The 22,587-nt window shown below is 60.4% G+C and carries 23 protein-coding genes; 21 read left to right on the top strand and 2 right to left on the bottom strand.

Going from position 1 to position 22,587, the window contains the following annotated elements:
- Positions 1–363: 363 nt before the first annotated feature.
- Positions 364–690, top strand: a complete 327-nt coding sequence (grxD, locus tag AACY13_RS13150) for a Grx4 family monothiol glutaredoxin (protein ID WP_325504369.1) — start codon at positions 364–366, stop codon at positions 688–690.
- A 69-nt stretch (positions 691–759) separates the two neighbouring features.
- Here the strand turns inward: grxD and bfr are convergent, their stop codons facing one another.
- Both bfr and AACY13_RS13140 read right to left on the bottom strand, forming a co-directional pair.
- Positions 760–1,230 (bottom strand): bacterioferritin, encoded by a 471-nt coding sequence (gene bfr / locus AACY13_RS13145; RefSeq protein ID WP_339462029.1) that lies wholly within the window; start codon positions 1,228–1,230, stop codon positions 760–762.
- A 570-nt stretch (positions 1,231–1,800) separates the two neighbouring features.
- Positions 1,801–2,019, bottom strand: a complete 219-nt coding sequence (locus AACY13_RS13140; RefSeq protein ID WP_339462028.1) for a bacterioferritin-associated ferredoxin — start codon at positions 2,017–2,019, stop codon at positions 1,801–1,803.
- A 267-nt stretch (positions 2,020–2,286) separates the two neighbouring features.
- On the opposite strand from AACY13_RS13140, the gene AACY13_RS13135 reads away from it, so the two are divergent.
- From AACY13_RS13135 to AACY13_RS13040, 20 genes are all read left to right on the top strand, one after another.
- A complete protein-coding gene (locus AACY13_RS13135) occupies positions 2,287–2,889 on the top strand; it encodes a peroxiredoxin (RefSeq protein ID WP_339462027.1) in 603 nt (200 codons plus the stop codon).
- 351 nt (positions 2,890–3,240) lie between these two features.
- Positions 3,241–3,648, top strand: coding sequence for a flagellar basal body rod protein FlgB (gene flgB / locus AACY13_RS13130; protein WP_339462026.1), 408 nt, complete (start codon positions 3,241–3,243; stop codon positions 3,646–3,648).
- A gap of 15 nt (positions 3,649–3,663) precedes the next feature.
- A complete protein-coding gene (gene flgC / locus AACY13_RS13125; RefSeq protein WP_339462025.1) occupies positions 3,664–4,107 on the top strand; it encodes a flagellar basal body rod protein FlgC in 444 nt (147 codons plus the stop codon).
- A gap of 26 nt (positions 4,108–4,133) precedes the next feature.
- Entirely contained in the window at positions 4,134–4,802 is a 669-nt protein-coding gene (gene flgD, locus AACY13_RS13120; protein WP_339462024.1) for a flagellar hook assembly protein FlgD, read from the top strand.
- Between the two features lie 43 nt (positions 4,803–4,845).
- Entirely contained in the window at positions 4,846–6,249 is a 1,404-nt protein-coding gene (locus AACY13_RS13115; RefSeq protein ID WP_339462023.1) for a flagellar hook protein FlgE, read from the top strand.
- Positions 6,250–6,457: 208 nt separating this feature from the next.
- The gene (gene flgF, locus AACY13_RS13110) at positions 6,458–7,198 is read left to right on the top strand and encodes a flagellar basal-body rod protein FlgF (RefSeq protein ID WP_339462022.1); all 741 of its coding nucleotides are present in this window, start codon (positions 6,458–6,460) and stop codon (positions 7,196–7,198) included.
- A 46-nt stretch (positions 7,199–7,244) separates the two neighbouring features.
- Complete coding sequence (gene flgG, locus AACY13_RS13105; RefSeq protein WP_325504350.1) at positions 7,245–8,030, top strand: flagellar basal-body rod protein FlgG; 786 nt, start codon at positions 7,245–7,247, stop codon at positions 8,028–8,030.
- An 83-nt stretch (positions 8,031–8,113) separates the two neighbouring features.
- On the top strand, positions 8,114–8,833 hold the full coding sequence (gene flgH / locus AACY13_RS13100) for a flagellar basal body L-ring protein FlgH (RefSeq protein WP_339462021.1): 720 nt from the start codon (positions 8,114–8,116) through the stop codon (positions 8,831–8,833).
- An 11-nt stretch (positions 8,834–8,844) separates the two neighbouring features.
- Positions 8,845–9,948 (top strand): flagellar basal body P-ring protein FlgI, encoded by a 1,104-nt coding sequence (locus AACY13_RS13095; RefSeq protein WP_339462020.1) that lies wholly within the window; start codon positions 8,845–8,847, stop codon positions 9,946–9,948.
- A 15-nt stretch (positions 9,949–9,963) separates the two neighbouring features.
- Positions 9,964–11,136: a flagellar assembly peptidoglycan hydrolase FlgJ gene (flgJ, locus tag AACY13_RS13090; RefSeq protein ID WP_339462019.1), complete on the top strand. Its 1,173-nt coding sequence runs from the start codon at positions 9,964–9,966 to the stop codon at positions 11,134–11,136.
- Positions 11,137–11,142: 6 nt separating this feature from the next.
- Positions 11,143–13,164 carry a flagellar hook-associated protein FlgK gene (flgK, locus tag AACY13_RS13085; RefSeq protein WP_339462018.1) on the top strand — a complete coding sequence of 674 codons (2,022 nt, stop codon included), beginning with the start codon at positions 11,143–11,145 and terminating at the stop codon, positions 13,162–13,164.
- Positions 13,165–13,276: 112 nt separating this feature from the next.
- Entirely contained in the window at positions 13,277–14,515 is a 1,239-nt protein-coding gene (gene flgL, locus AACY13_RS13080; protein WP_339462017.1) for a flagellar hook-associated protein FlgL, read from the top strand.
- Positions 14,516–15,131: 616 nt separating this feature from the next.
- Positions 15,132–16,307: a flagellin gene (locus AACY13_RS13075; protein ID WP_339462016.1), complete on the top strand. Its 1,176-nt coding sequence runs from the start codon at positions 15,132–15,134 to the stop codon at positions 16,305–16,307.
- Between the two features lie 81 nt (positions 16,308–16,388).
- Positions 16,389–16,775, top strand: coding sequence for a flagellar protein FlaG (locus AACY13_RS13070; RefSeq protein WP_339462015.1), 387 nt, complete (start codon positions 16,389–16,391; stop codon positions 16,773–16,775).
- A gap of 67 nt (positions 16,776–16,842) precedes the next feature.
- Entirely contained in the window at positions 16,843–18,258 is a 1,416-nt protein-coding gene (gene fliD / locus AACY13_RS13065; protein ID WP_339462014.1) for a flagellar filament capping protein FliD, read from the top strand.
- Positions 18,259–18,261: 3 nt separating this feature from the next.
- A complete protein-coding gene (fliS, locus tag AACY13_RS13060; protein WP_339462013.1) occupies positions 18,262–18,654 on the top strand; it encodes a flagellar export chaperone FliS in 393 nt (130 codons plus the stop codon).
- A 72-nt stretch (positions 18,655–18,726) separates the two neighbouring features.
- A complete protein-coding gene (gene fliS, locus AACY13_RS13055; RefSeq protein ID WP_339462012.1) occupies positions 18,727–19,107 on the top strand; it encodes a flagellar export chaperone FliS in 381 nt (126 codons plus the stop codon).
- A gap of 29 nt (positions 19,108–19,136) precedes the next feature.
- The gene (gene fliT, locus AACY13_RS13050; protein ID WP_339462011.1) at positions 19,137–19,433 is read left to right on the top strand and encodes a flagellar protein FliT; all 297 of its coding nucleotides are present in this window, start codon (positions 19,137–19,139) and stop codon (positions 19,431–19,433) included.
- Between the two features lie 278 nt (positions 19,434–19,711).
- Positions 19,712–21,184: a sigma-54 dependent transcriptional regulator gene (locus AACY13_RS13045; protein ID WP_339462010.1), complete on the top strand. Its 1,473-nt coding sequence runs from the start codon at positions 19,712–19,714 to the stop codon at positions 21,182–21,184.
- A 186-nt stretch (positions 21,185–21,370) separates the two neighbouring features.
- Positions 21,371–22,582: a sensor histidine kinase gene (locus AACY13_RS13040; RefSeq protein ID WP_339462009.1), complete on the top strand. Its 1,212-nt coding sequence runs from the start codon at positions 21,371–21,373 to the stop codon at positions 22,580–22,582.
- Positions 22,583–22,587 lie beyond the last annotated feature (5 nt).

Raw genomic sequence — 22,587 nt, 5'->3', positions numbered from 1 at the left:
CAAGCCACTTGTGGCTAACGCGCTTCAGCGCGACCCGAAGGGCGAGTGAAACGAGTCATGCTCATTTACAACACGTAGATTCGCGTGCGAGCCCAGTCCGCTTGATTCGCTGCGCTCACCCTGCGGGCCAGCCTACGGCTGTTACTGCGCTACGCTACGTTTCTCGCCGTTTTGATCAGCCGGAGGCTGTTACTACGTAGCGCCTTGCATGGCTCTAGCTCGCGAGCTCGTAAACGGGTCCTAAAGGACAATTCCTAATCCGTGGAAAGGGACAGGTAAGGCCGAGCATTGCGCTCGGCTTTTGGTTACAATGCCGCCACAGTGCCGACCCGTGAGTCGGGAAGTTAAGTCCTGAGGTGCCCAATGGATATCATCGAAACCATCAAAGAGCAGATCGCCAACAACACCGTTCTGCTGTACATGAAAGGCTCGCCGAACGCTCCGCAGTGCGGCTTTTCCTCCAAGGCGGCCCAGGTCGTCATGGCCTGCGGCGAAAAATTCGCCTATGTCGACATCCTGCAGAACCCGGAAATCCGCGCCAATCTGCCCAAGTACGCCAACTGGCCAACCTTCCCGCAGCTGTGGGTCGGTGGCGAGCTGGTCGGCGGCAGCGACATTCTTGCGGAGATGTTCGACAAGGGTGAGCTGCAGACCCTGATCAAGGACGCTGTGCAGAAAGCTGACGCCTAAACAGGCGGTGCATAAACAACAAACCCCGCCAAGTGCGGGGTTTGTTGTTTATGGCGCGATGTTTTGCGCTTATTCGTCCATCTGCGACTGCAGGTAATTCTGCAGGCCGACTTTCTCGATCAGGCTCAGTTGGGTCTCCAGCCAGTCGATGTGGTCTTCTTCCGAGCAGAGGATCTCTTCGAGCAGTTCGCGGCTGGCGTAGTCACCGATGCTCTCGCAGTAGGCAATCGCCGCCTTCAGGTCGATATGCGCCTTGTGTTCGATCTTCAGGTCGCACTCGAGCATTTCCTGGGTGCTTTCACCGATCAGCAGCTTGCCAAGGTCTTGCACGTTCGGTAGACCTTCGAGGAAGAGGATGCGCTTGATCAGCTTGTCCGCATGCTTCATCTCGTCGATGGACTCGTGATACTCATGCTCGCCGAGCTTTTTCAGGCCCCAGTCCTCGTACATGCGCGCATGCAGGAAGTACTGATTGATCGCGACCAGCTCGTTACCGAGGATCTTGTTCAGATGCTGGATGACTTTCTTGTCGCCTTTCATATCTGCGTCTGCCTTGCAGGGGAGTTAGCACCAAATTCTGGGCCGATGGTTTTCGGCTGTCAAACCTAAGTATTTGAAATTAAAGTTAAATTTAATGTAAGTGCGAATACTTAAGTTCTGCGTCTTGCCGCTAACATCTTGAATTTCAGGCATAAAAATGTCTGGAAGACGTTTTTAACGCCATGCAGCGACGGCCCGAAGGGTGGCCGCGATAGATGGCAGGCCATAAAAAATGGCCGGGAGCCATTTTTAACGTCGCGCAACAGCGCCCCCGAAGGATGGCCGTGATAGATGACAGGTCATAAAAAATGGTCGGGAGCCATTTTTAACGCCATACAGCGACGGCCCGAAGGGTGGCCGCCATGGATGGCAGGCCATAAAAAATGGTCGGGAGACATTTTTAACGTCGCGCAGCGACGGCCCGAAGGGTGGCCGCGATAGATGGCAGGCCATAAAAAATGGCCGGGAGCCATTTTTAACGTCGCGCAGCGACGGCCCGAAGGGTGGCCGCCATGGATGGCAGGCCATAAAAAACCGGACACAAGGTCCGGTTCTCGACCGCGGCGAAAATCAGGCGGCTACAAAACTGGCGGGGTAGGCGAGGGCGGCCTGGCTGCTCTGCACTTCACTGAGGGTGTCGCGTACCACTTGTTTGGCCAGGCAGGCGCACTTGCCGCATTGGCTGGCAACGCCGAGGCTGGCGCGGACATCGCGATAGCTGCAGCAGCCATCGTAGATGGCGTCGCGAATTTGACCGTCAGTAACACCTTCGCAGAGACAGACGTACATGATTTAGGCTCGCCGCAGGGCTGTGGAGTTGGGAAGGATACTAATGCTAATGAGAATGCTTGTCAAAGAACTATTTGGCAGCCCCGTTCGCACGTTGTCCGGCCTGGTCGGGCTGCCGTGCTGAGCCCTCGGTGAGGGGCAGGGCGATGGGCGATGGGCAAATGTGCGGTGTATGATGGTCGGCCCTTTTGGTGCAAGCCCAGGCGCTGCATAAGGTATGTGCGCGCTGCGAGCTTGCTCTGGACTGATCAATCAAGGAGATTTCGAATGAGCGTACTCGTAGGTAAGCAAGCCCCGGATTTTGACGTCGCAGCGGTGTTGGGCAATGGCGAAATCGTCGACAGCTTCAGCCTGTCCGCGGCGATCAAGGGCAAATACGGTCTGGTGTTTTTCTACCCGCTGGACTTCACCTTTGTTTGCCCGTCCGAACTGATTGCGCTGGATAACCGTATTCCCGAGTTCCAGGCGCGTAATGTCGAGGTGATCGGCGTCTCCATCGACTCGCATTTCACCCACAATGCCTGGCGTAATACCCCGGTGGACAAGGGCGGCATCGGTCCGGTCAAGTACACCCTGGCTGCCGATATCAACCATGCCATCTGCAAGGCCTATGACGTCGAGACCGCCGACGGTGTGGCCTTCCGCGGTGCCTTCCTGATCGACACCAAAGGCGTTGTGCGTTCGCAAATCGTCAACGACCTGCCGCTGGGTCGCAATATGGATGAGTTGCTGCGTCTGGTCGATGCCCTGCAGTTCACCGAAGAGCATGGCGAAGTCTGCCCGGCCAACTGGAAGAAGGGCGACAAGGGCATGACCGCTTCGCCAGAAGGCGTTGCGCAGTACCTGTCGGAGAATGCTGCCGGTCTGTAAGGTCGCAGCGCTGCATAGAAAACCGGCCGTGTGCCGGTTTTTTTATGCCTGGTTTCTGCGTGGGCGCTGCCAAGCGCTTGCGCATCTATATAGATAGTCGAGATAGATAGCCGGGAAGCTTCCATCGAGTAGGTGTGCCCGGGCAATCTTGCCGTGCCCTGGCAACAGACAGGCTGTTTGCCGCATTGCCGCATTGCCGCCTGGAGGCGGAAAACGCTTGCCGCTTTTGCCTTTCAATTCGCTTATAAATTACATAACTCATTGAAATATATGTAAAAAATAAAATGGCACAGCGATTGCTTATGGTCTGCTACGGAAAACAGCAACGGCAACCGGCAAAGGTTTCTGACCATGAGCATCAGTTTCGATCGGGCACTCGGTATCCATCAGCAGGCACTCGGCTTTCGCGCTCAGCGTGCGGAGGTGCTGGCTAACAACATCGCCAACGCCGACACGCCGCACTATAAAGCGCGCGACCTGGAGTTCGCCACGGTGTTGGCCGAGCAGAGCGCCAAGACCCAGCGTGGCCCGGTCAATCTGAATCGTACCGATAGCCGGCATATCGCTGCCGATGGCATCCAGGTGGGGGAAGCCGATCTGGCCTACCGCACGCCGTTCCATCCGTCGATCGACCAGAACACCGTCGACCTGCAGGTCGAGCAATCCAGCTATGCGGAAAACTCGGTGCAGTTCCAGGCCAGTTTCACCTTGCTCAACAGCAAATTCAAAGGGCTGGTCACCGCCCTGCGCGGCGACTAACAGGAGTCCGATGCCATGTCCCTAGCCAGTGTGTTCAATATCGCCGGAACCGGCATGAGTGCCCAGAGCACTCGGCTGAATACCATTTCCAGCAACATCGCCAATGCCGAGTCGGTGTCGTCGAGCATCGATCAGACCTATCGCGCCCGTCATCCGGTGTTCGCCACCGTGTTCCAGCAGGCGCAGGACGGTGATCGCGGCTCGCTGTTCGCCGAGCAGGACCAGGCCGGTCGCGGCGTCCAGGTGCTGGGCATCGTCGAGGATCAGAGCAGCCTGGTGCCGCGCTACGAGCCCAATCATCCGGCTGCCGATGCCGGCGGCTATGTCTATTACCCCAACGTCAATGTGGTGGAAGAGATGGCGGACATGATTTCCGCCAGCCGGGCCTTCCAGACCAACGTTGAAATGATGAATACCGCCAAGCAGATGATGCAGCGCGTATTGACCCTGGGTCAGTAAGCCGTCGGGCACAAGGAGCCATGAGTATGAGCACTGTAGGCGATGTCAGTGGTACGGCACTGGATCAGTACCAGATCAAGAATCAGGGCACGGCCAACAAGGAGCTGGGCAAGAATGAGTTCCTCAACCTGCTGGTGGCGCAGTTGAACAACCAGAATCCGCTGGAGCCGCAAGGCAACGGCGAATTTATTGCCCAGCTGGCGCAGTTCAGTCAGGTCGAGGGGATCGAGAAGCTGAACACCAGCATGGGCTCTCTGCTCAGCGGCTACCAGTCTTCCCAGGCCCTGCAGGCCTCTTCGCTGGTCGGGCGCAAGGTGATAGTGCCGACGGAGACGGCGCTGGTCGACACCAGCGAGAGCTTCAAGGCCAGCCTGGTGCTGCCAACCAGCAGCAGCAACGTCTACGTCAACGTCTACGACAAGACTGGGGCGGCGGTGAGCCGCATCAATATGGGCGAGCAGGCCGCCGGCAACGTCAGCTTTATCTGGGACGGCAAGGATGCCAGCGGCAATCTGTTGCCGCCGGGTACCTACAAATTTGAAGCGCAGGCGACTTACGAGGGCGAGACCAAGGGGCTGTACACCATGCTCCCGGCCAACGTCGACAGTGTGGTCCTGGGCGGCAGCGAGTTGATGCTCAACCTGGCGGGGCTGGGCAGTGTGCCGCTGTCCCAGGTGCAGGTCATCGGTCAGTAACCAACAGCTTTGAGTGCCGGCTGTTCCGGCAAAGGAGACTTCCATGTCGTTCAATATCGGTTTGAGTGGCCTGCGCGCTGCGAGCAGTGATCTCAACGTCACCGGCAACAATATCGCCAACGCCGGCACGGCCGGCTTCAAGCAGTCCCGGGCGGAGTTCGCCGATGTCTATGCGGCTTCGGTGCTCGGCTCCGGCAAGAACGCCCAGGGTAGCGGGGTGCTGCTGAGCAACGTGTCGCAGCTGTTCAATCAGGGCAATATCAACTACACGCAGAATGCCCTGGACCTGGCGATCAACGGCAACGGCTTCTTCCAGACCAGCAATAACGGCGAGGTCAGCTATACCCGTGCCGGTTACTTCGGTACCGACCGTGATGGCTTTATGGTGAACAACTTCGGTTACAAGCTGCAGGGCTACCCGGTCGACGGCAACGGCAACCTGCAGAATGGCGTGATCAGCGACCTGCGCATCGAAACCGCGAGCCAGGCCCCGCGTGCGACCACCACGCTCAACCAGACCTTCAATCTGAACTCGACCAATACCGTGCCGGCAACCTGGCAGGGGGCTTATGACACCTCGATTGCCGGTGCCGCGGATCCCCTGAACCCGACTGTCGCGGAAATCGCCGCGGCCGAGGCAGCGGCCAATGCCGCCTTCGATCCGGGCGACCCGACCACCTACAACTCGTCCACCTCCACCAATGTCTACGACAGCCAGGGCAATGCTCATGTGCTGACCCAGTACTTCGTCAAGACCGGGGCTAACCAGTGGCAGATGAATGTGCTGATTGACGGGCGCAACCCGGCCGATCCGACCTCGACCGCGCCGTATGCGATGGAGGTCGGCTTTACCCCCAGCGGCCAGCTGGACACCGGCAGTCTGGTATCGAGCCCGAGTTTCACCGTCGATGCCAATGGGCGTTTCACCCTGAATGACTGGGTGCCGGCGGCCTCCGACGGTGGTACGCCGCCGGTGTGGTCGGGCAATGGGGCCGACGCCAATGCCACCGGCATACTGGTCGATCTGCGCAGTTCGACCCAGTTCTCCAGTTCGTTCGCGGTCAACAGCGTCAGCCAGGATGGTTACACCACCGGCCAGTTGGCCGGCCTGGAGATTGACGATACCGGGGTGATTTTCGCCCGCTACACCAACGGCCAGTCCAAGGTGCAGGGCCAGGTGATTCTGGCCAGTTTCGCCAATGTGCAGGGGCTGACGCCTGTGGGTAAGACCGCTTGGGTGCAGTCGTTCCAGTCCGGTGAGCCTGTGGTCGGCACGCCGCGCAGCGGTACGCTGGGTGCATTGCAGTCCGGCGCGCTGGAGGACTCCAACGTCGAGCTGTCCGATCAGCTGGTCAACCTGATCGTGGCGCAACGCAACTACCAGGCCAACGCCAAGACCATTGAAACCGAGAGTGCCATCACCCAGACCATCATCAACCTGCGTTGATGACAGGGTTTGCCCGCGTCAGGCAATGAGCCTGCCGCGGGCGGCAAGGAATCGCCGGGCGATTGTCGGAAGGGCTCCATTCGGGGCCCTTTTATTTTTAAAAATCCATATTTTTCATGGTCTTATAGTTGTTATTCGGGGCTGGCATAGCTATTGCTTTATAGCTTGTACAGAGCAGCGGGCGGCAAGCCCAACTCGGAGAATGACCATGGACAAGATGCTGTACGTTTCCATGACTGGGGCCCACCAGAACAGCCTGGCCCAGCGTGCCCACGCCAACAACCTGGCGAATATCTCGACCACCGGCTTTCGCCGCGATTTCGAGCAGGCGCGGGCCATGCCGATTTTTGGTGACAGTTATCCGTCGCGGGTCTACGCCATGAGCGAGCGCCCAGGCACCGATTTCACTCCGGGTTCGCTGCAGGAGACCGGCCGCGACCTCGACGTGGCGATTGGCGGTCAGGGTTGGCTGGCCGTGCAGGCGGCCGACGGCAGCGAAGCCTATGTGCGTACCGCTAGCCTGAATATCGATGCCCTGGGCGTGCTGCGCACCGGCAACGGCTTGCCGGTGATGGGCAATGCCGGGCCTGTCGCCGTGCCGCCCGAGCAAAAGATCGAGATCGGTCAGGACGGCACCATCAGCATTCGCGCCCTCGGCGAGGCCCCCAACGTGCTGGCCGAGGTCGACCGCCTGAAGCTGGTCAATCCGGATCTCAAGCAGATGGAGAAGGGCGCTGACGGCCTGATCCGTTTCAAGGGCCAGGGCCAGGTGCAAGCCGATGCGACCGTTCAGGTGACCTCGGGCTTTCTCGAATCCAGCAACGTCAACGCCGTGGAAGAGATGACCGCGATGCTCTCCCTGTCGCGCCAATTCGAACTGCAAGTAAAGATGATGCGCACTGCCGAAGATAATTCGACAGCCATGGCGCGCGTCTTGCAGATGACCTAATTATCAGCACGCGGCGTCGGTAAAACGACGCCCGAGGAGAATCGCTATGCTTCCGGCACTGTGGGTCAGCAAGACGGGTCTGTCCGCCCAGGACATGAACCTGACCACCATTTCCAACAACCTGGCCAACGTCTCGACCACCGGCTTCAAGCGCGATCGCGCCGAGTTCGAGGACCTGCTGTACCAGATCCGCCGTCAGCCCGGCGGCCAGTCCAGCCAGGACAGTCAATTGCCCTCCGGCCTGCAACTGGGTACTGGTGTGCGGGTGGTGGGTACGCAGAAGATCTTCACCGCCGGCAGCCTGCAGACCACCGAGCAGCCGCTGGATATGGCGATCAACGGTCGTGGCTTCTTCCAGGTATTGATGCCCGACGGCACCGTGTCCTATACCCGTGACGGCAGCTTCCATCTCAATTCCGACGGTCAGGTGGTCACCTCCAATGGCTATGCCCTGGAGCCGGCGATCGTCCTGCCCAACGAAGTGCGCACCTTTACCGTGGGCGAAGACGGCACCGTCTCGGTGACCACCTCCGGCAACCCACAGCCGCAGATCGTCGGCAACCTGCAGACCGCCGACTTCATCAACCCGGCGGGCCTGGAGGCCATCGGCAACAACCTGTTCCTGGAAACCGCCTCCAGCGGCGCGCCCCAGGTCGGTACGCCAGGCCTGAACGGCCTGGGCACCACCCTGCAGAACACCCTGGAAAACTCCAACGTCAGCGTGGTCGAGGAACTGGTCAATATGATCACCACCCAGCGCGCCTACGAGATGAACTCCAAGGTGATTTCCACCGCCGATCAGATGCTCGGCTTTATTTCGCAGAATCTTTAAGGCTCCGGGCGTAGCGGCTTAACCCGCCAGGCCCAGTAGGCATGGCCCCCACCCTGCAACGTGCGACACCTGAGGTAGTAGATATGAACCGGCTGATGATCCTTCTCGCACTGCTTGGCCCCCTGGCCCTGAGCGGCTGCATGGCCCCCGCGCCCAAGCCGAACGACCCCTATTACGCTCCCGTGTTGCCGCGCACGCCGCTGCCCGCCTCGCAGAACAATGGCTCGATCTATCAGGCCGGTTTCGAGAACAACCTGTTTGGCGATCGCAAGGCTTACCGGGTGGGCGACATCATCACCATCACCCTGAATGAGCGGACCCAGGCCAGCAAGAACAGCAACAGCCAGATCAGCAAAGACAGTTCGGCCGACCTCGGTGTGCCCAACCTGTTCGGCATGGCCGTGTCCCCGAAGAATCCCCTGGCCGGCCTTAGCGCGCTGGGCATGACCAATGACACCCTGGGCCTGGATGCGAGCTTCGATGCCACCCGTTCCGCCGACGGTTCCGGGCAGGCCGGGCAGAGCAACAGCCTGACCGGCTCGATCACCGTATCGGTGGCCGAAGTGATGCCCAACGGTATCCTGCTGGTGCGCGGCGAGAAGTGGATGACCCTCAACACCGGCGATGAGCTGGTGCGTATTGCCGGCCTGGTGCGGGCCGACGATATCGCCACCGACAATACCGTGTCATCGACCCGCATCGCCGATGCGCGCATCACCTACTCGGGCACCGGGGCCTTTGCCGACGCGTCCCAGCCGGGCTGGATGAGCCGTTTCTTTCTTAGCCCAATGTGGCCGTTCTGAGGATGGCCACCATGACGCTTAGCAAATACCTGCTTGCCGCTGCCGCCCTGTTGCTGGCTTCCCTGGCCCAGGCCGAACGCCTCAAGGACCTGGCCAGCATCCAGGGCGTGCGCACCAACCAGTTGATCGGCTACGGCCTGGTGGTCGGCCTCAACGGCAGCGGCGACCAGACCACCCAGACGCCGTTTACCGTGCAGACCTTCAACAACATGATGGCGCAGTTCGGTATCAAGGTGCCCCAGGGCGGCAACGTGCAGCTGAAGAACGTCGCCGCGGTGTCCATCCATGCCGACCTGCCAGCGTTCGCCCGGCCGGGGCAGACCATCGATATCACCGTGTCCTCCATCGGCAACGCCAAGAGCCTGCGCGGTGGCAGCCTGCTGATGACGCCGCTGAAGGGGATCGACGGCAACGTCTACGCCATCGCCCAGGGCAACCTGGTGGTGGGCGGTTTCGACGCCGAAGGCGGCGACGGCTCGCGGATTACCGTAAACGTGCCGTCGGCCGGGCGTATTCCTGGCGGTGCCACGGTCGAGCGGCCGGTACCGAGCGGTTTCGACCAGGGCAACACCCTGACCCTCAACCTCAACCGTCCGGATTTCACCACGGCGAAAAACATCGTCGACCATATCAATGAACTGCTCGGCCCCGGCGTGGCCCAGGCCCTGGATGGCGGCTCGGTGCGCGTCAGCGCGCCACTCGATCCCAACCAGCGCGTCGACTACCTGTCGATCCTGGAAAACCTCGACGTGCAGGTGGGCCAGGCCGTGGCCAGGGTCATCATCAATTCGCGTACCGGCACCATCGTCATCGGCCAGAACGTGCGCGTGCAGCCGGCGGCGGTGACCCACGGCAGCCTGACCGTAACCATTACCGAAGACCCGATCGTCAGCCAGCCCGAACCCTTCTCCGATGGGGTGACCGCGGTAGTGCCACGCTCGCGGGTGAATGTCGACGAAGAAGCCAAACCGATGTTCAAATTCGGTCCCGGCACCACGCTGGATGAAATCGTCCGCGCGGTGAATCAGGTGGGGGCTTCCCCCTCCGATCTTATGGCCATCCTGGAGGCGCTGAAGCAAGCCGGCGCTCTGCAGGCCGACCTGATCGTCATTTAAGGAGGGGGACACGCGATGGACTCTCGTCTTTCAGCCGGTTTGCTCGGCGGCACCACCACCCTCGACAGTGGTGCCTATAACGATCTCAATCGCCTCAACCAGTTCAAGGTCGGTGGCGACAGCGAAAAGAACATCAAGAAGGTGGCTCAGGAGTTCGAGTCGCTGTTTCTCAACGAGATGCTCAAGGCCATGCGCTCGGCCAACGAAGCGTTCGGTGAAGGCAACTTCATGAACAGCAACGAGAGCAAAACCTACCAGGACATGCACGACCAGCAGTTGTCGGTGACCATGTCCAATCATCAGAACGGTATCGGTCTGGCCGACGTGCTGGTGCGGCAAATGTCGCAGATCAAGGCTGCTGGCAGCCGGCCCAATCCCTTCGCCCAGGTCGACGAGCCGGTGCCCAGCGCGCCGAGCAAACCCCTGGCCAGGGTGGACAGCGGCCGTGACGATGCGCCGCTGATCAACCAGCGTCGCCTGGCCTTGCCGGGCAAGCTGACCGACCGCCTGCTGGCCGGTATCGTCCCGGCCGCCGGCGCGCCGGAGGGCCAGGCCCTGGCGCAGAACGACTGGATCCCCGCCAAGGCCTTCGCCGCCCCCGCTGGCAGCGCCCTGAGCCTGAACGGCAGCGACGCCATTACCGGCCGTCGTCTGGCCCAGCCGCCCCTGGCTCCCGGCAAGGCGGCGTTTACTTCCAAGGACGAATTTATTACCGCCATGCTGCCGATGGCCGAGCAGGCGGCGCAGAAGATTGGCGTCGACCCCCGCTACCTGGTGGCCCAGGCCGCGCTGGAAACCGGCTGGGGCAAGTCGATCATTCGCACCCGCGACGGCGAGAGCAGTCATAACCTGTTCGGTATCAAGAGCCACAACAGCTGGGAGGGCGACTCGGCCCGGGTGCTGACCACCGAATACCGTGGCGGCAAGGCGGTCAAGGAAGCGGCATCCTTCCGCGCCTATGACTCCTACGCCCACAGTTTCGAAGACTACGTGAGCTTCCTCCAGGGCAATGGCCGTTACGAGAAGGCCCTGGCCAGCACCGACAAGCCCGAACAGTTCGCCCGCGAACTGCAGAAGGCCGGTTACGCCACCGACCCGCAATACGCGCGCAAGATCGCCCAGATCGCCCGGCAGATGCAGACCTATCAAACAGTTGCGGCCGTCAGTACGCCGTCCACCAACGGATGATGAACCATGGCTGACCTACTCAGTATTGGCCTGTCCGGGCTATCGGCGAACAAGACCTCGCTGGCGGTAACCGGCCACAACATAACCAACGTCAACACCCCGGGGTTCTCGCGCCAGGACACCGTGCAGGCCACGCGCACGCCGCAGTTCAGCGGGGCCGGTTTTATCGGCTCGGGCACCACCCTGGTGGATATCCGCCGAACCTACAGCGAGTTTCTCAGTACCCAGGTGCGCAGCAGTACGGCGCTCAGCTCCGATGTCGAGGCCTACAAGAGCCAGATCGAGCAGCTGGATTCGCTATTGGCCGGCTCGACCACGGGCATCACGCCTTCGCTGCAGAAATTCTTCTCGGCCCTGCAAACCGCTGCCGAAGACCCCGCCAATATTCCCGCGCGGCAGCTGGTGCTGTCGGAGGCCGAGGGTCTGGCCAAGCGTTTCAATACGGTGTACGACCGCATCAGCGAACAGAACGAATTTATCAACAAGCAGATGTCGGCGGTCACCGATCAGATCAACCGCCTGGCGACCTCGATTGCCAGCTACAACGATGCCATCGCCAAGGCCGCAGCCAATGGCCAGCAACCCAACGATCTGCTCGATGCGCGCGAAGAGGCGGTTAGGCAGCTGTCCACCTATGTCGGCGTCACCGTGGTGGCGCAGGACGACAACTCGCTGAACCTGTTTGTCGGTTCCGGCCAGCCGCTGGTGGTGGGCAGCAGCGCCAGCCGCTTGGAAGTGGTGCCGGGGCAGGGCGATCCGACCCGTTTCGAGGTGAACTTCGTCAGCGGCGGTTCGCGTCAGGGCATTACCTCCCTGCTTACCGGCGGCGAGCTGGGTGGCTTGATCCGCTACCGCAGCGAGACCCTGGACCCGACCCTCAACTCCCTGGGGCGGCTGGCACTGGCGGTCAGCGACCAGGTCAATACCCAGCTCGGTCAGGGCCTGGATCTGAAGGGCCAGGTCGGTTCGGCATTGTTCGGTGATTTCAACGACGCCGCCCTCGCCACGCTGCGGGTACGGGCCTTTTCGACCAATACCGGCAGCGTTCAGCCGGCCCTGAACATCACCGATACCAGCGTGCTGACCACCAGCGACTACCGCCTGGAATACGATGGCACCCAGTACCAGGCCCGCCGCCTGAGTGACGGCGCGACCCTGACGGTGAGCCCGAACCCGCCTGGCAGCTATCCCGCCAGCCTGACCTTCACCGATGCCGCGGGTCGCGACCAGGGCTTTGCGCTGGCCCTCGATGCCGCGCCGGCCGCGGCCGACAAGTTTCTTCTGCAGCCCACCCGGCGCGGTGCCACGAGCATTTCGACCGTGCTGGACCAGCCCGACCAACTGGCGTTCGCCGCCCCCGTGCGGGCCGAGGCGGGCCTGCAAAATAGTGGTAACGGCAGCATCTCCCAGCCCGACCTGATCGCGGCCGGGAGTAATCCCATCGACGCGGCCGCGATTGCCGCCGCGCTACCCGTGGGGCTGATCTATAACGGTGCCGGGGCCTTCGAGAACCCTCCGGGTACGCCGGTTACCGGTCTGACCCGGGTACCCGCCGGTGCCTTCCAGCCCGGTCAGACGAATAACTACGAGCTTGATTTGGGCGGCGGCAATGTGGTCAGTTTCAGCATCAGCGGCCGGCCGGAAAGTGGCGACAGCTTCAGCGTGGGCTTCAACCAGAACGGCGTATCGGACAACCGTAACGCCCTGAAGCTGGTCGACCTGCAAAGCAAGCAGACCGTCGGTGTGGATCTCAGCGTGAGCAGTATCGCAACGGGCGTCAGCTTTACCGATGGCTATGGCGATCTGGTCGAGCGGGTCGGCACCCTGACGGCGCAGGCCCGGCAGGACAGCGAGGCGACCGGGGCGATTCTCAAGCAGGCGACCGACAATCGCGATTCACTGTCGGCGGTCAACCTCGACGAAGAGGCGGCCAACCTGATCAAATTCGAGCAGTACTACAATGCTTCGGCGCAGGTCATTCAAGTTGCGCGCTCTTTGTTCGATACCCTGATCAATACATTCAGATAAAACCGCGCCGCTCGCCGGCGCGCGCAGAACAATCCCCTCTCCCTCCGGGAGAGGGTTAGGGTGAGGGCTGCTCGCGGCGGCCAGACCTCGGATTGCAACAAGAGGCTCAAGCATGCGCATCTCCACCATCCAGGCGTTCAACAACGGTGTTACGGGCATTCAGCGCAACTACGCCAATGTCACCCGTACCCAGGAACAGATCAGCACTGGCAATCGTATGCTCACCCCGGCCGACGATCCGGTCGCCGCCGTGCGCCTGTTGCAGCTGGAGCAGCAGCAGAATGTGCTGACCCAATACAAGGACAACCTGACGGCCGCCAATAACAGCCTGACCCAGGAAGAGGTCACCCTCAATTCGGTCAACACCGTTCTTCAGCGCGTGCGTGAACTGACTGTGCAGGCTGGCAACGGAGGCCTGAGTGCCGATGATCGCAAGTCTATCGCCGCCGAGTTGGGCGAGCGTGAAAACGAGCTGTTCGGCCTGATGAATACTCGCAACGCCCGCGGCGAATACCTGTTCGCCGGTTTTCAGGGCAAGACCCAGCCCTTTGTCCGTGACGGCGATGGTAGCTACAGCTATCAGGGCGACGAGGGCCAGCGCAAGCTGCAGGTGGCCAGTTCGCTGGACCTGGCCATTAGCGACAGCGGCAAGAAAATCTTCCAGAACATCACCAATGCCGGCCGACTCGACGCCGCGTTCGATCCCTTGCTGACGCCGGGCTCCACCCTCTCCGTATCCGCACCGCTGGTGCAGGACGAGGTGGCCTTCTCCGGTAATCCGGCGTTCCCCGACACGGGTATCGAAATTCGCTTCGACCCGCTCGATCCGAAGCGCTACGACGTCTACGGCATTCCTGCCGCCGCCGTGCTCGCCAGTGGGCGGATGGATGAAGACGATGCCCAAAGCGATCAGTTGGTGTTTCGCGGCGTGAGCGTGCAGTTCGACGGCGTGCCGGTAGGCGGCGAAAGCATCCAGGTCACCTCCGATCCGACTCGGCAGAAGCAGGGCATCCTCGAAACCATCGCTCAGCTGCGCGCTAGCCTGGAAGGCCCAGCAACTGGCTTGCAGGTGCGCGATGCGGTGGCGGTGGCCCTGACCAACCTCGACCATGGCATGACCACCGTCGACGGCGTGCGCGGCGAAATCGGTGCACGCCTGAATATTATCGACTCGACCCAGACCGACAACGAAGACGTCACCCTGGTCAACAAATCCGTGCAGGCTGAATTGCGCGAGCTGGACTACGCCGAAGCGTTGTCGCGCCTGTCGTTCCAGTCCATCGTTCTGGAAGCCTCGCAGCAGAGCTACGTAAAAATCGCCAGCCTCAGTCTGTTTAATCAGTTGCGCTGATGATTTGGCGTTCGTGCTCTTATCTAGAAGGGCCAACCAGCGCGCAGCTTTGATGGTGGGTTCTGTACCCGTTACCTGTCGATGCAACCCTGCGCAGCGCGGGAGAGGCTTTAGCCGCGAAAGATGCTCCGCGTTCTAAGGTTTTCGCGAATAAGCCCTCTCCCACAACAGCCAGGTCTCTCAGGTAACAGCTAATGGGGCATGGCCTTTCGGCTGTGCTGCTGGAGCCGCCGCAAGCCGTAGGGTGTCACTCGCCGCAGGCAGTGCACCGATGGTTGGCAGGAGGATGCAAAAAGGCGGCGGGTTGCGGGTTGTTGCTTCACTCAAACGCGCCGAGCGAAACGAGAGGGAGGGTGGTCAGCGCGCGGCTAATCCACCCAAAAGTCCGTCGAAAACCCGGCAGAATGCCCAGCGACATCCCCTTTCCGAGCTAACTCTTTGTTGCTTATCAAGAAAAAACTTTCGCCAAATAAGGCAAAAAGCCCCTAAAGCATCTCGGGTAAGCGCCGATAAAGATTACGAATGCGAAGTAACTGGGGTGCCTGAGCTAGGCAACCGCCCTACAGCTCGCACCACCCAGCTACCTTTAAGTACCAGCCCTTTGGAGGCAAACATCATGGCCCTTACTGTCAATACCAACATTCCGTCCCTGAACACCCAGCGCAACCTGAACGCTTCCTCCAATGCGCTGCAAACCTCGCTGCAGCGTCTGTCCACTGGCTCGCGCATCAACAGCGCCAAGGACGATGCTGCCGGCCTGCAGATTGCCAACCGTCTGACCAGCCAGATTAATGGTCTGGGTGTAGCTGTGCGTAACGCCAACGACGGTATCTCCTTGGCGCAGACCGCTGAAGGTGCCCTGCAGCAGTCCACCAATATCCTGCAGCGTATGCGTGACCTGTCCCTGCAGTCGTCCAACGGCTCAAATAGCATCTCCGAGCGTACGGCCTTGAACTCTGAAGTCAGCCAGTTGAAAAAAGAACTGGACCGTATCAGCAACACCACCACCTTCGGTGGTCAGAAATTGCTCGATGGTAATTTCGGCACCAAGAACTTTCAGGTGGGTTCGGCTGCGAACGAAAGCATCAGCGTCAACATCGCTGAAATGAGTGCCGATTCGCTTGAAGGCACCTTCTTTCAAACCGCCTTCGGTTCTGCTACTGCTCCGACAGCAGACGGCACAGTGAGCTTGACGCTTGATTTCGGAAGCAAGGCTGACGTGGTTGTGACGGCCGAACTGCTTACCACCGATACGGCTGCACAGGTCACCGACAAACTGGCCGCGGCTATCAACGACGCCAACGTGGAAGTGGGTGTGCATAAGGATGCCGCCGGCGTGTATCAGGTGATTAACAAGGCAAATCCCAACCTTGCGGTCCCCACCAGTGACCTTGTTACTATCACCTTAGCCGACACTGACACTACTGGTGCGACATTTGGCGTAGTCACTCCGACTCCATTAGTACCTGTTGCTACCAACTCCGTTAAAGACATCGACATCACCAGCGCGGCAGGTGCGCAGGCAGCCGTTCTGGTCATCGATGATGCCCTCAAGCAGATCGATAACCAGCGTGCCGACCTGGGTGCGGTGCAGAATCGCTTTGAGAACACGATTAGCAACTTGCAAAACATCGGTGAAAACGTCTCGGCCGCCCGTGGTCGTATCCAGGACACCGACTTCGCCGCCGAAACCGCGAATCTGAGCAAGAATCAGGTTCTGCAACAGGCTGGTACCGCGATCCTGGCTCAGGCCAACCAGTTGCCGCAGGCGGTGCTTAGCCTCCTGCAGTAAGCTGAAACAGTCAGTCAGCGTTAGACTACGGGGGGAAGTGCTTAGCGCTTCCCCCCGTCTTGCCATTGAGAGGGTGTGACGATGGACATAGGTATCAGCAATCCGTTGTCGTTGGTAACGGCGGGGGCGCGGTCGCCAACCGGCGCGGTTAGCGGTTCTGCTGCGCGGCCCGAGTCGGTGCCTGCGCCTGAGTCATCGGCTCGCGCAGCGGCAGCCGAGCAATCCGAAGGGCCCGAGGCGTCGGCCAGGGACTCGGTGGAAAAGGCCGTGTCCTCGATTCAGGGCTTCGTTCAATCGATCCGGCGCGATCTGAACTTCGCGCTCGATGACTCCACCGGGCGCGTGGTGGTTAAAGTCACGGATTCAGTATCGGGCGATGTCGTTCGTCAGATCCCTACTGAAGATGCGTTGCGTTTGGCCGAGAACCTGGAAGAAATCCGTAGTTTGCTGTTCAAGGCTGAAGCCTGAGTGGCATGAATTTTGAGTGTTTTTAATTTCTAGTGTTAAGCGTCATTCCAATGACGAGGTGGTTAGCATGGCTGGGTTAACGGGTATTGGTTCTGGCGTCAATATCGACAGTATCGTCGGTGCGTTGGTCAATGCAGAAAAGGCACCGAAGGAGGCGCAGCTTGCGCGCCTTGAAAAGGCCACGACGACCAAATTCTCCGCCTTGGGCCAGCTCAAGAGTGCGCTTAGCGCCTTCCAGACAGCGCTAAAAGAGTTGAACGATCCGACGCTGTTTGAAAAACGTACGGCCAGCTCATCCAATACTGCCTCGGTCACTGCTTCTGCCAGCAAGAGTGCTTTGGCGGGTGTCTATGAGGTGGCGGTGAATCGCCTGGCCGCCTCGAGCAAGGTGGCGTCCGCTGCGGTGGACAATACCTTCGGCAGTGGCGCGGGCGAGGAAACCTTTACCGTCAAAATCGGTGCTGGCGATGCCGGCACCGAGGTCAAGATCGTCGCCGGCTCCGATCTGTCGAGTACCCGCGACCAGCTCAATGCGGCGCTCAAAGACAAGGGCATCAGCGTCAACATCGTGAGCAACCCGGGTTCGACAACCGGAGAGTCGCGCCTGGTATTCAGCTCCAGTACGACCGGTGCGGGAAACGACGTAATCGTGACGGGCACTGGTAATCTGGCTGCGCTGGCGGCCGACGGTACGGCTGCCTTGAATGCTGCAGATACCGCCAGTGCGGGTTACATCACCCAGGCGGCCGATGCGGAGTTCAGCATTGACGGGCTGACGCTGACTAGCCCGACCAATAGCGTGACGGGTGCTATCCCTGAGGTGACCCTTGAACTGATTGCCAAAACGGCAGTAGGCGCGCCACTGACGGTAACGGTGGGTCAGGATACTGGCGGCGTTACCGACGGCATCAAGAAATTTGTCGACGCCTATAACAAGCTGATCAAGACCAGCAACGAGTTGACCAGTGTGGTGCCGGTGGGCGATGGCAAGAAGCCGGTGGTTGGCGGTCTGGTTGGCGATACCACTGTGCGCAACCTGCTGAGCGCCGTACGCAACGAGTTAGTTAACCCTGCGAGCCAGGGCGGACTTCGGGTGTTGGCTGATCTGGGTATTACTACTCAAAAAGACGGCACCCTGAAGGTCGACGATGACAAGCTTAAGGGTGCGCTCGAAGACAATTTCGATGCAGTCAGCAGCTTCTTCACTGGCGAAGCTGGCCTGATGAGTCGAGTCGACAAGCGCATCGATGGCTTTATCAAGGCCGGTGGCGTGCTCGAACAGCGCATGAGCGGCTTGCAGTCGACTATCAGTGACATCGACAAGCAGAAAGAAAACCTCGCCTTGCGCATTGAGAAAGTACAGGCGCGCTTGTTTGCCCAATTCAATGCCATGGATGCGTTGGTTGCGCAGTTGAACCAGACCGGTGATCGGTTGACTCAGTCGCTTGCCAACCTGCCGGGCTTTGTGAAAAAGGATAAATAATCGATGAGTCAGAAATCCATCGACACCTACAAGCAGGTCCGTATCAGTCAGGAAGTCAGCAGCTATCGGGCGGTGCAGATGCTGCTTGATGGCGCTATTGAGCGCCTGTTGTTAGCGAAGCAGGCGCAGGCGGACGGCAAGCCAGGCTTGCGTGGTGAAGCGGTTGGCTCGACGCTAAGTATCATTGGTGTGCTACAGGCGAGCTTGGACAAAGAGCTCGGAGGTGAAATTGCCGAGAATCTGGATGCGCTGTACGACTACATGACTCGCCGCCTGGCTGGCGTCGCCCTGGATGATACGCCGCGTTCCCTGGACGAAGTTCAGGCGCTGCTGGGGCAGATCAAAACAGCCTGGGATGCCATCGGCCCCGAAGTCGAAACGCCTCCGGTCGGCTGATTTCATTGCTAAAGCTTTGCCCTGCGGTGCCGATATATTGAATATCGAAAAAGCAGAATAGCGAGAGCGACAATGAATGCAATGGTAGCCCTCCGGCAGTATCAAACTGTTAACACTCAGACTCAATTGACTGATGCAGATCCTCATCGTCTGATTCAGATGTTGATGGAAGGCGGCTTGTCCCGCCTGGCTCAGGCCAAGGGTGCAATTCAGTACGGTCAAGTGGCTGTCAAAGGTGAGCTGATTGGCAAGGCCATCGGTATCATCGGCGGCCTGCGTGACGGTCTGAATTTTGATCAGGGTGGCGAAATTGCGCTCAATCTGGATCGGCTCTATGAATACATGGTGTCTTGTCTGGTTAAGGCCAATCGGACCAATGATGTAGCGCTGATCGATGAAGTGGCCGATCTGCTGCGTATTGTGAAATCCGGCTGGGATGCCATCAGCCACTGATGCGTGCCGCAAGCCGCGAGGGGAGTTTCATGAGTTCATCCGTGCAGCGTCTAGAAGAAACCGGCAGCGCCTTGCGCACTGCACTGGCTACACAGGACTGGGCCGCCATCGGCGAGTTGGATCTGCAGTGCCGGCAGGCCGTGGATGAGGCCATGGTCGAGGCGTTAAACGATGAAGGGGCGTTGCGTGCGCGCATGCAGGAGCTGCTGGATCTTTATCGTGAGCTGGTCAGCGTGTGTCAGGCCGAGCAGCAGCGGCTGGCCCGTGAGCTGGTGCAATTGAACCAGTCCCACCAGGGGTCCAAGGTCTACCAGCTGTTCGGCTAAGCATTGCGCTGGTTTTTCGTCAGCCAGACATTCGTTTTACCTGGCACCTTTGATGCCTGCTCTCAGTAGAGGTGGTCAGTTCTGGCCGCCTGCATCGATTAAAATCCTTTCTTCGTTCGAGCCGCAGCTTGGTTATTCTCCAGGTCGAGCAAAATAATCACGCCATTAAATTGACTGATAACGGAAAATTGACTTAACTAGTGGCCAATTACTGGCGCTTGGTTGGGTGGCTTGAGCGTAGCAGGCGCATTTTTTCACTCCAGGATCTGATAAATATTATGTGGCGTGAAACCAAGATTCTCCTGATTGACGATAACAGCGAGCGCCGTCGGGACCTGACGGTGATCCTGAGCTTTCTCGGTGAAGACTACCTGGCCTGTGACAGCGCTAGCTGGCGTGAAACGGTGGCCGGGCTTGAGTCCAACCGCAGCGTCTTGAGCGTGCTATTAGGTGAGGTGCAGGCTAAGGGCGGCGTGCTGGAGATGCTCAAGCAGGTGGCGGCCTGGGATGAATTTCTGCCGACCCTGTTGCTCAATGAGCAGGTGGCAGCCGAATGGCCGGAGGAGCAGCGTCGCTGTGTGCTAGCGACCCTGGACATGCCCCTGAGCTATAACAAGCTGCTCGACTCCCTGCACCGCGCCCAGGTCTACCGGGAAATGTATGACCAGGCCCGTGAGCGCGGTCGCCAGCGCGAGACCAACCTGTTCCGCAGTCTGGTCGGTACCAGTCGGGCCATCCAGCAGGTGCGGCAGATGATGCAGCAGGTCGCCGATACCGAGGCCAGCGTGCTGATTCTTGGGGAGTCTGGTACCGGCAAGGAGGTGGTCGCGCGTAACCTGCACTATCACTCCAAGCGTCGCGAAGCGCCCTTTGTGCCGGTCAACTGTGGCGCGATTCCGGCCGAGTTGCTGGAGAGCGAGCTGTTCGGCCATGAGAAGGGCGCTTTTACCGGGGCCATCACCAGCCGCGCCGGGCGTTTCGAGCTGGCCAATGGCGGCACCCTGTTCCTCGACGAAATTGGCGACATGCCGCTGCCCATGCAGGTCAAGCTGTTGCGTGTGCTGCAGGAGCGCACTTTTGAGCGGGTGGGCAGCAACAAGACCCAGAGCGCCGACGTGCGCATCATTGCCGCCACCCACAAGAATCTCGAGAAGATGATCGAGGACGGCACTTTCCGCGAAGACCTGTACTACCGCCTGAATGTCTTCCCGATCGAGATGGCTCCGCTGCGCGAGCGCATCGAGGATATCCCGCTGCTGATGAACGAGCTGATCTCGCGGATGGAGTTCGAGAAGCGCGGTTCGATCCGTTTCAACTCCGCCGCCATCATGTCGCTGTGTCAGCATGATTGGGCGGGTAACGTGCGCGAGCTGGCGAACCTGGTCGAGCGCATGGCGATCATGCATCCCTATGGCGTGATCGGGGTGGGCGAGTTGCCGAAGAAGTTCCGTCATGTCGATGACGAGGACGAGGGCATGGTGGCCAGCCTGCGCGACGAGCTGGACGAGCGCGCCACCCTGATGGCCGGCTTACCGGGTGTCGACTCGACGGCCATGCTGCCGCCCGAAGGGCTGGACCTGAAGGACTACCTGGGCACCCTGGAGCAGGGGCTGATCCAGCAGGCGCTGGACGATGCCAGTGGTGTGGTGGCGCGTGCCGCCGAGCGCCTGCGCATCCGCCGCACGACCCTGGTGGAAAAAATGCGCAAGTACGGCATGAGCCGCCGCGACGAGGATGGCCAGGACGATTGAGGCCGGCATGCCGGCGAAATAGTCAGTGACTTGGCGCGCGCTCCCCCAATAAAGCCGAAGGTTTGACGCCACCTTCGGCTTTGTTTTTCAACCTGTTGAAATATAAGGATTATTTTTTAGGCACGGGTATTGCTAACTCTCTTGCAACTGACTGTCTGATGACGGCTCGCTGCGCGAGAGAGAATGATGAGCTCCCACCCTAAAACCTCCGAACTCCCCGAAGCGGCTCCCGCACCCGTCGAGCAGGCCAGCCGTGCGGGGCTTGAACAGGCTTTCGCCCTGTTCAACCAGATGTCGACCCAGCTCAGTTCTTCCTACAGCATGCTCGAGGCCCGGGTGACCGAGCTGAAGGGGCAGTTGGCCTTGGTCAGCGCCCAGCGTATGCAGGAACTGGCCGAGAAGGAGCGCCTGGCTAACCGTTTGCAGAGCCTGCTGGACCTGCTGCCGGGCGGGGTTATCGTCATCGATGACCAAGGGGTGGTGCGCGAAGCCAATCCGGTGGCGCGCAACCTGCTCGGGCAACCCCTGGTGGGCATGCTCTGGCGTCAGGTGATCGCGCGCAACTTTGCCCCGCGCGAAGACGACGGCCATGAAATCTCCCTCAAGGACGGGCGGCGCTTGTCCATTGCCACCCGCTCGTTGCGCGTCGAGCCCGGGCAGCTGGTGCTGCTTACCGACCTGACGGAAACCCGCCGCCTGCAGGACCAGTTATCCCGCCATGAGCGCCTGTCCGCCCTGGGGCGCATGGTTGCCTCCCTGGCTCACCAGATCCGTACCCCGCTGTCGGCAGCCCTGCTCTATGCCAGCCATTTGACCGAGCAGGTGTTGCCGGTCGAACAGCAGCAGCGTTTTGCCGGGCGCTTGAAGGAGCGTCTGCACGAGCTCGAACATCAGGTGCGCGACATGCTGATCTTCGCCCGGGGCGAGTTGCCCCTGCCGGATCGCATTGCCCCCGGGGCGTTGTTCGAGGCGCTGCGCGCCGCCGCCGACCCCCATGTGCAGGGCATGCAGGTGCGCTGGCAGTGCGATAGCCGTGAAGGCGAGCTGCTGTGCAACCGCGACACCCTGGTCGGCAGCCTGCTCAACCTGATTGAAAATGCCATCCAGGCCGCCGGGCGCGAGGCGCGGCTCAAGGTGCACCTGTACAGCCGTGGGCAGGCCCTGCGCCTGTGCATCAGCGACGATGGGCCGGGTATCGACCGCGAGACCCTGGCGCGCCTCGGCGAACCCTTCTTTACCACCAAGACCACGGGGACCGGGCTCGGCCTGGCGGTGGTCAAGGCCGTGGCGCGCGCGCACCAGGGCGATGTGCAGCTGCGCTCGCGTCCGGGACGCGGAACCTGCGCCATTCTGACGTTGCCGCTGCTTGGCGCGACGCACCCCTTGATTCAGGAGTAAACAGC

The sequence above is a fragment of the Pseudomonas sp. EA_105y_Pfl2_R69 genome (assembly GCF_963970915.1).
Taxonomy (GTDB): Bacteria; Pseudomonadota; Gammaproteobacteria; order Pseudomonadales; family Pseudomonadaceae; genus Aquipseudomonas.
The sequence above is the reverse complement of the archived record's forward strand: the minus strand, read 5'-3'. Positions and strand labels throughout refer to the sequence as shown.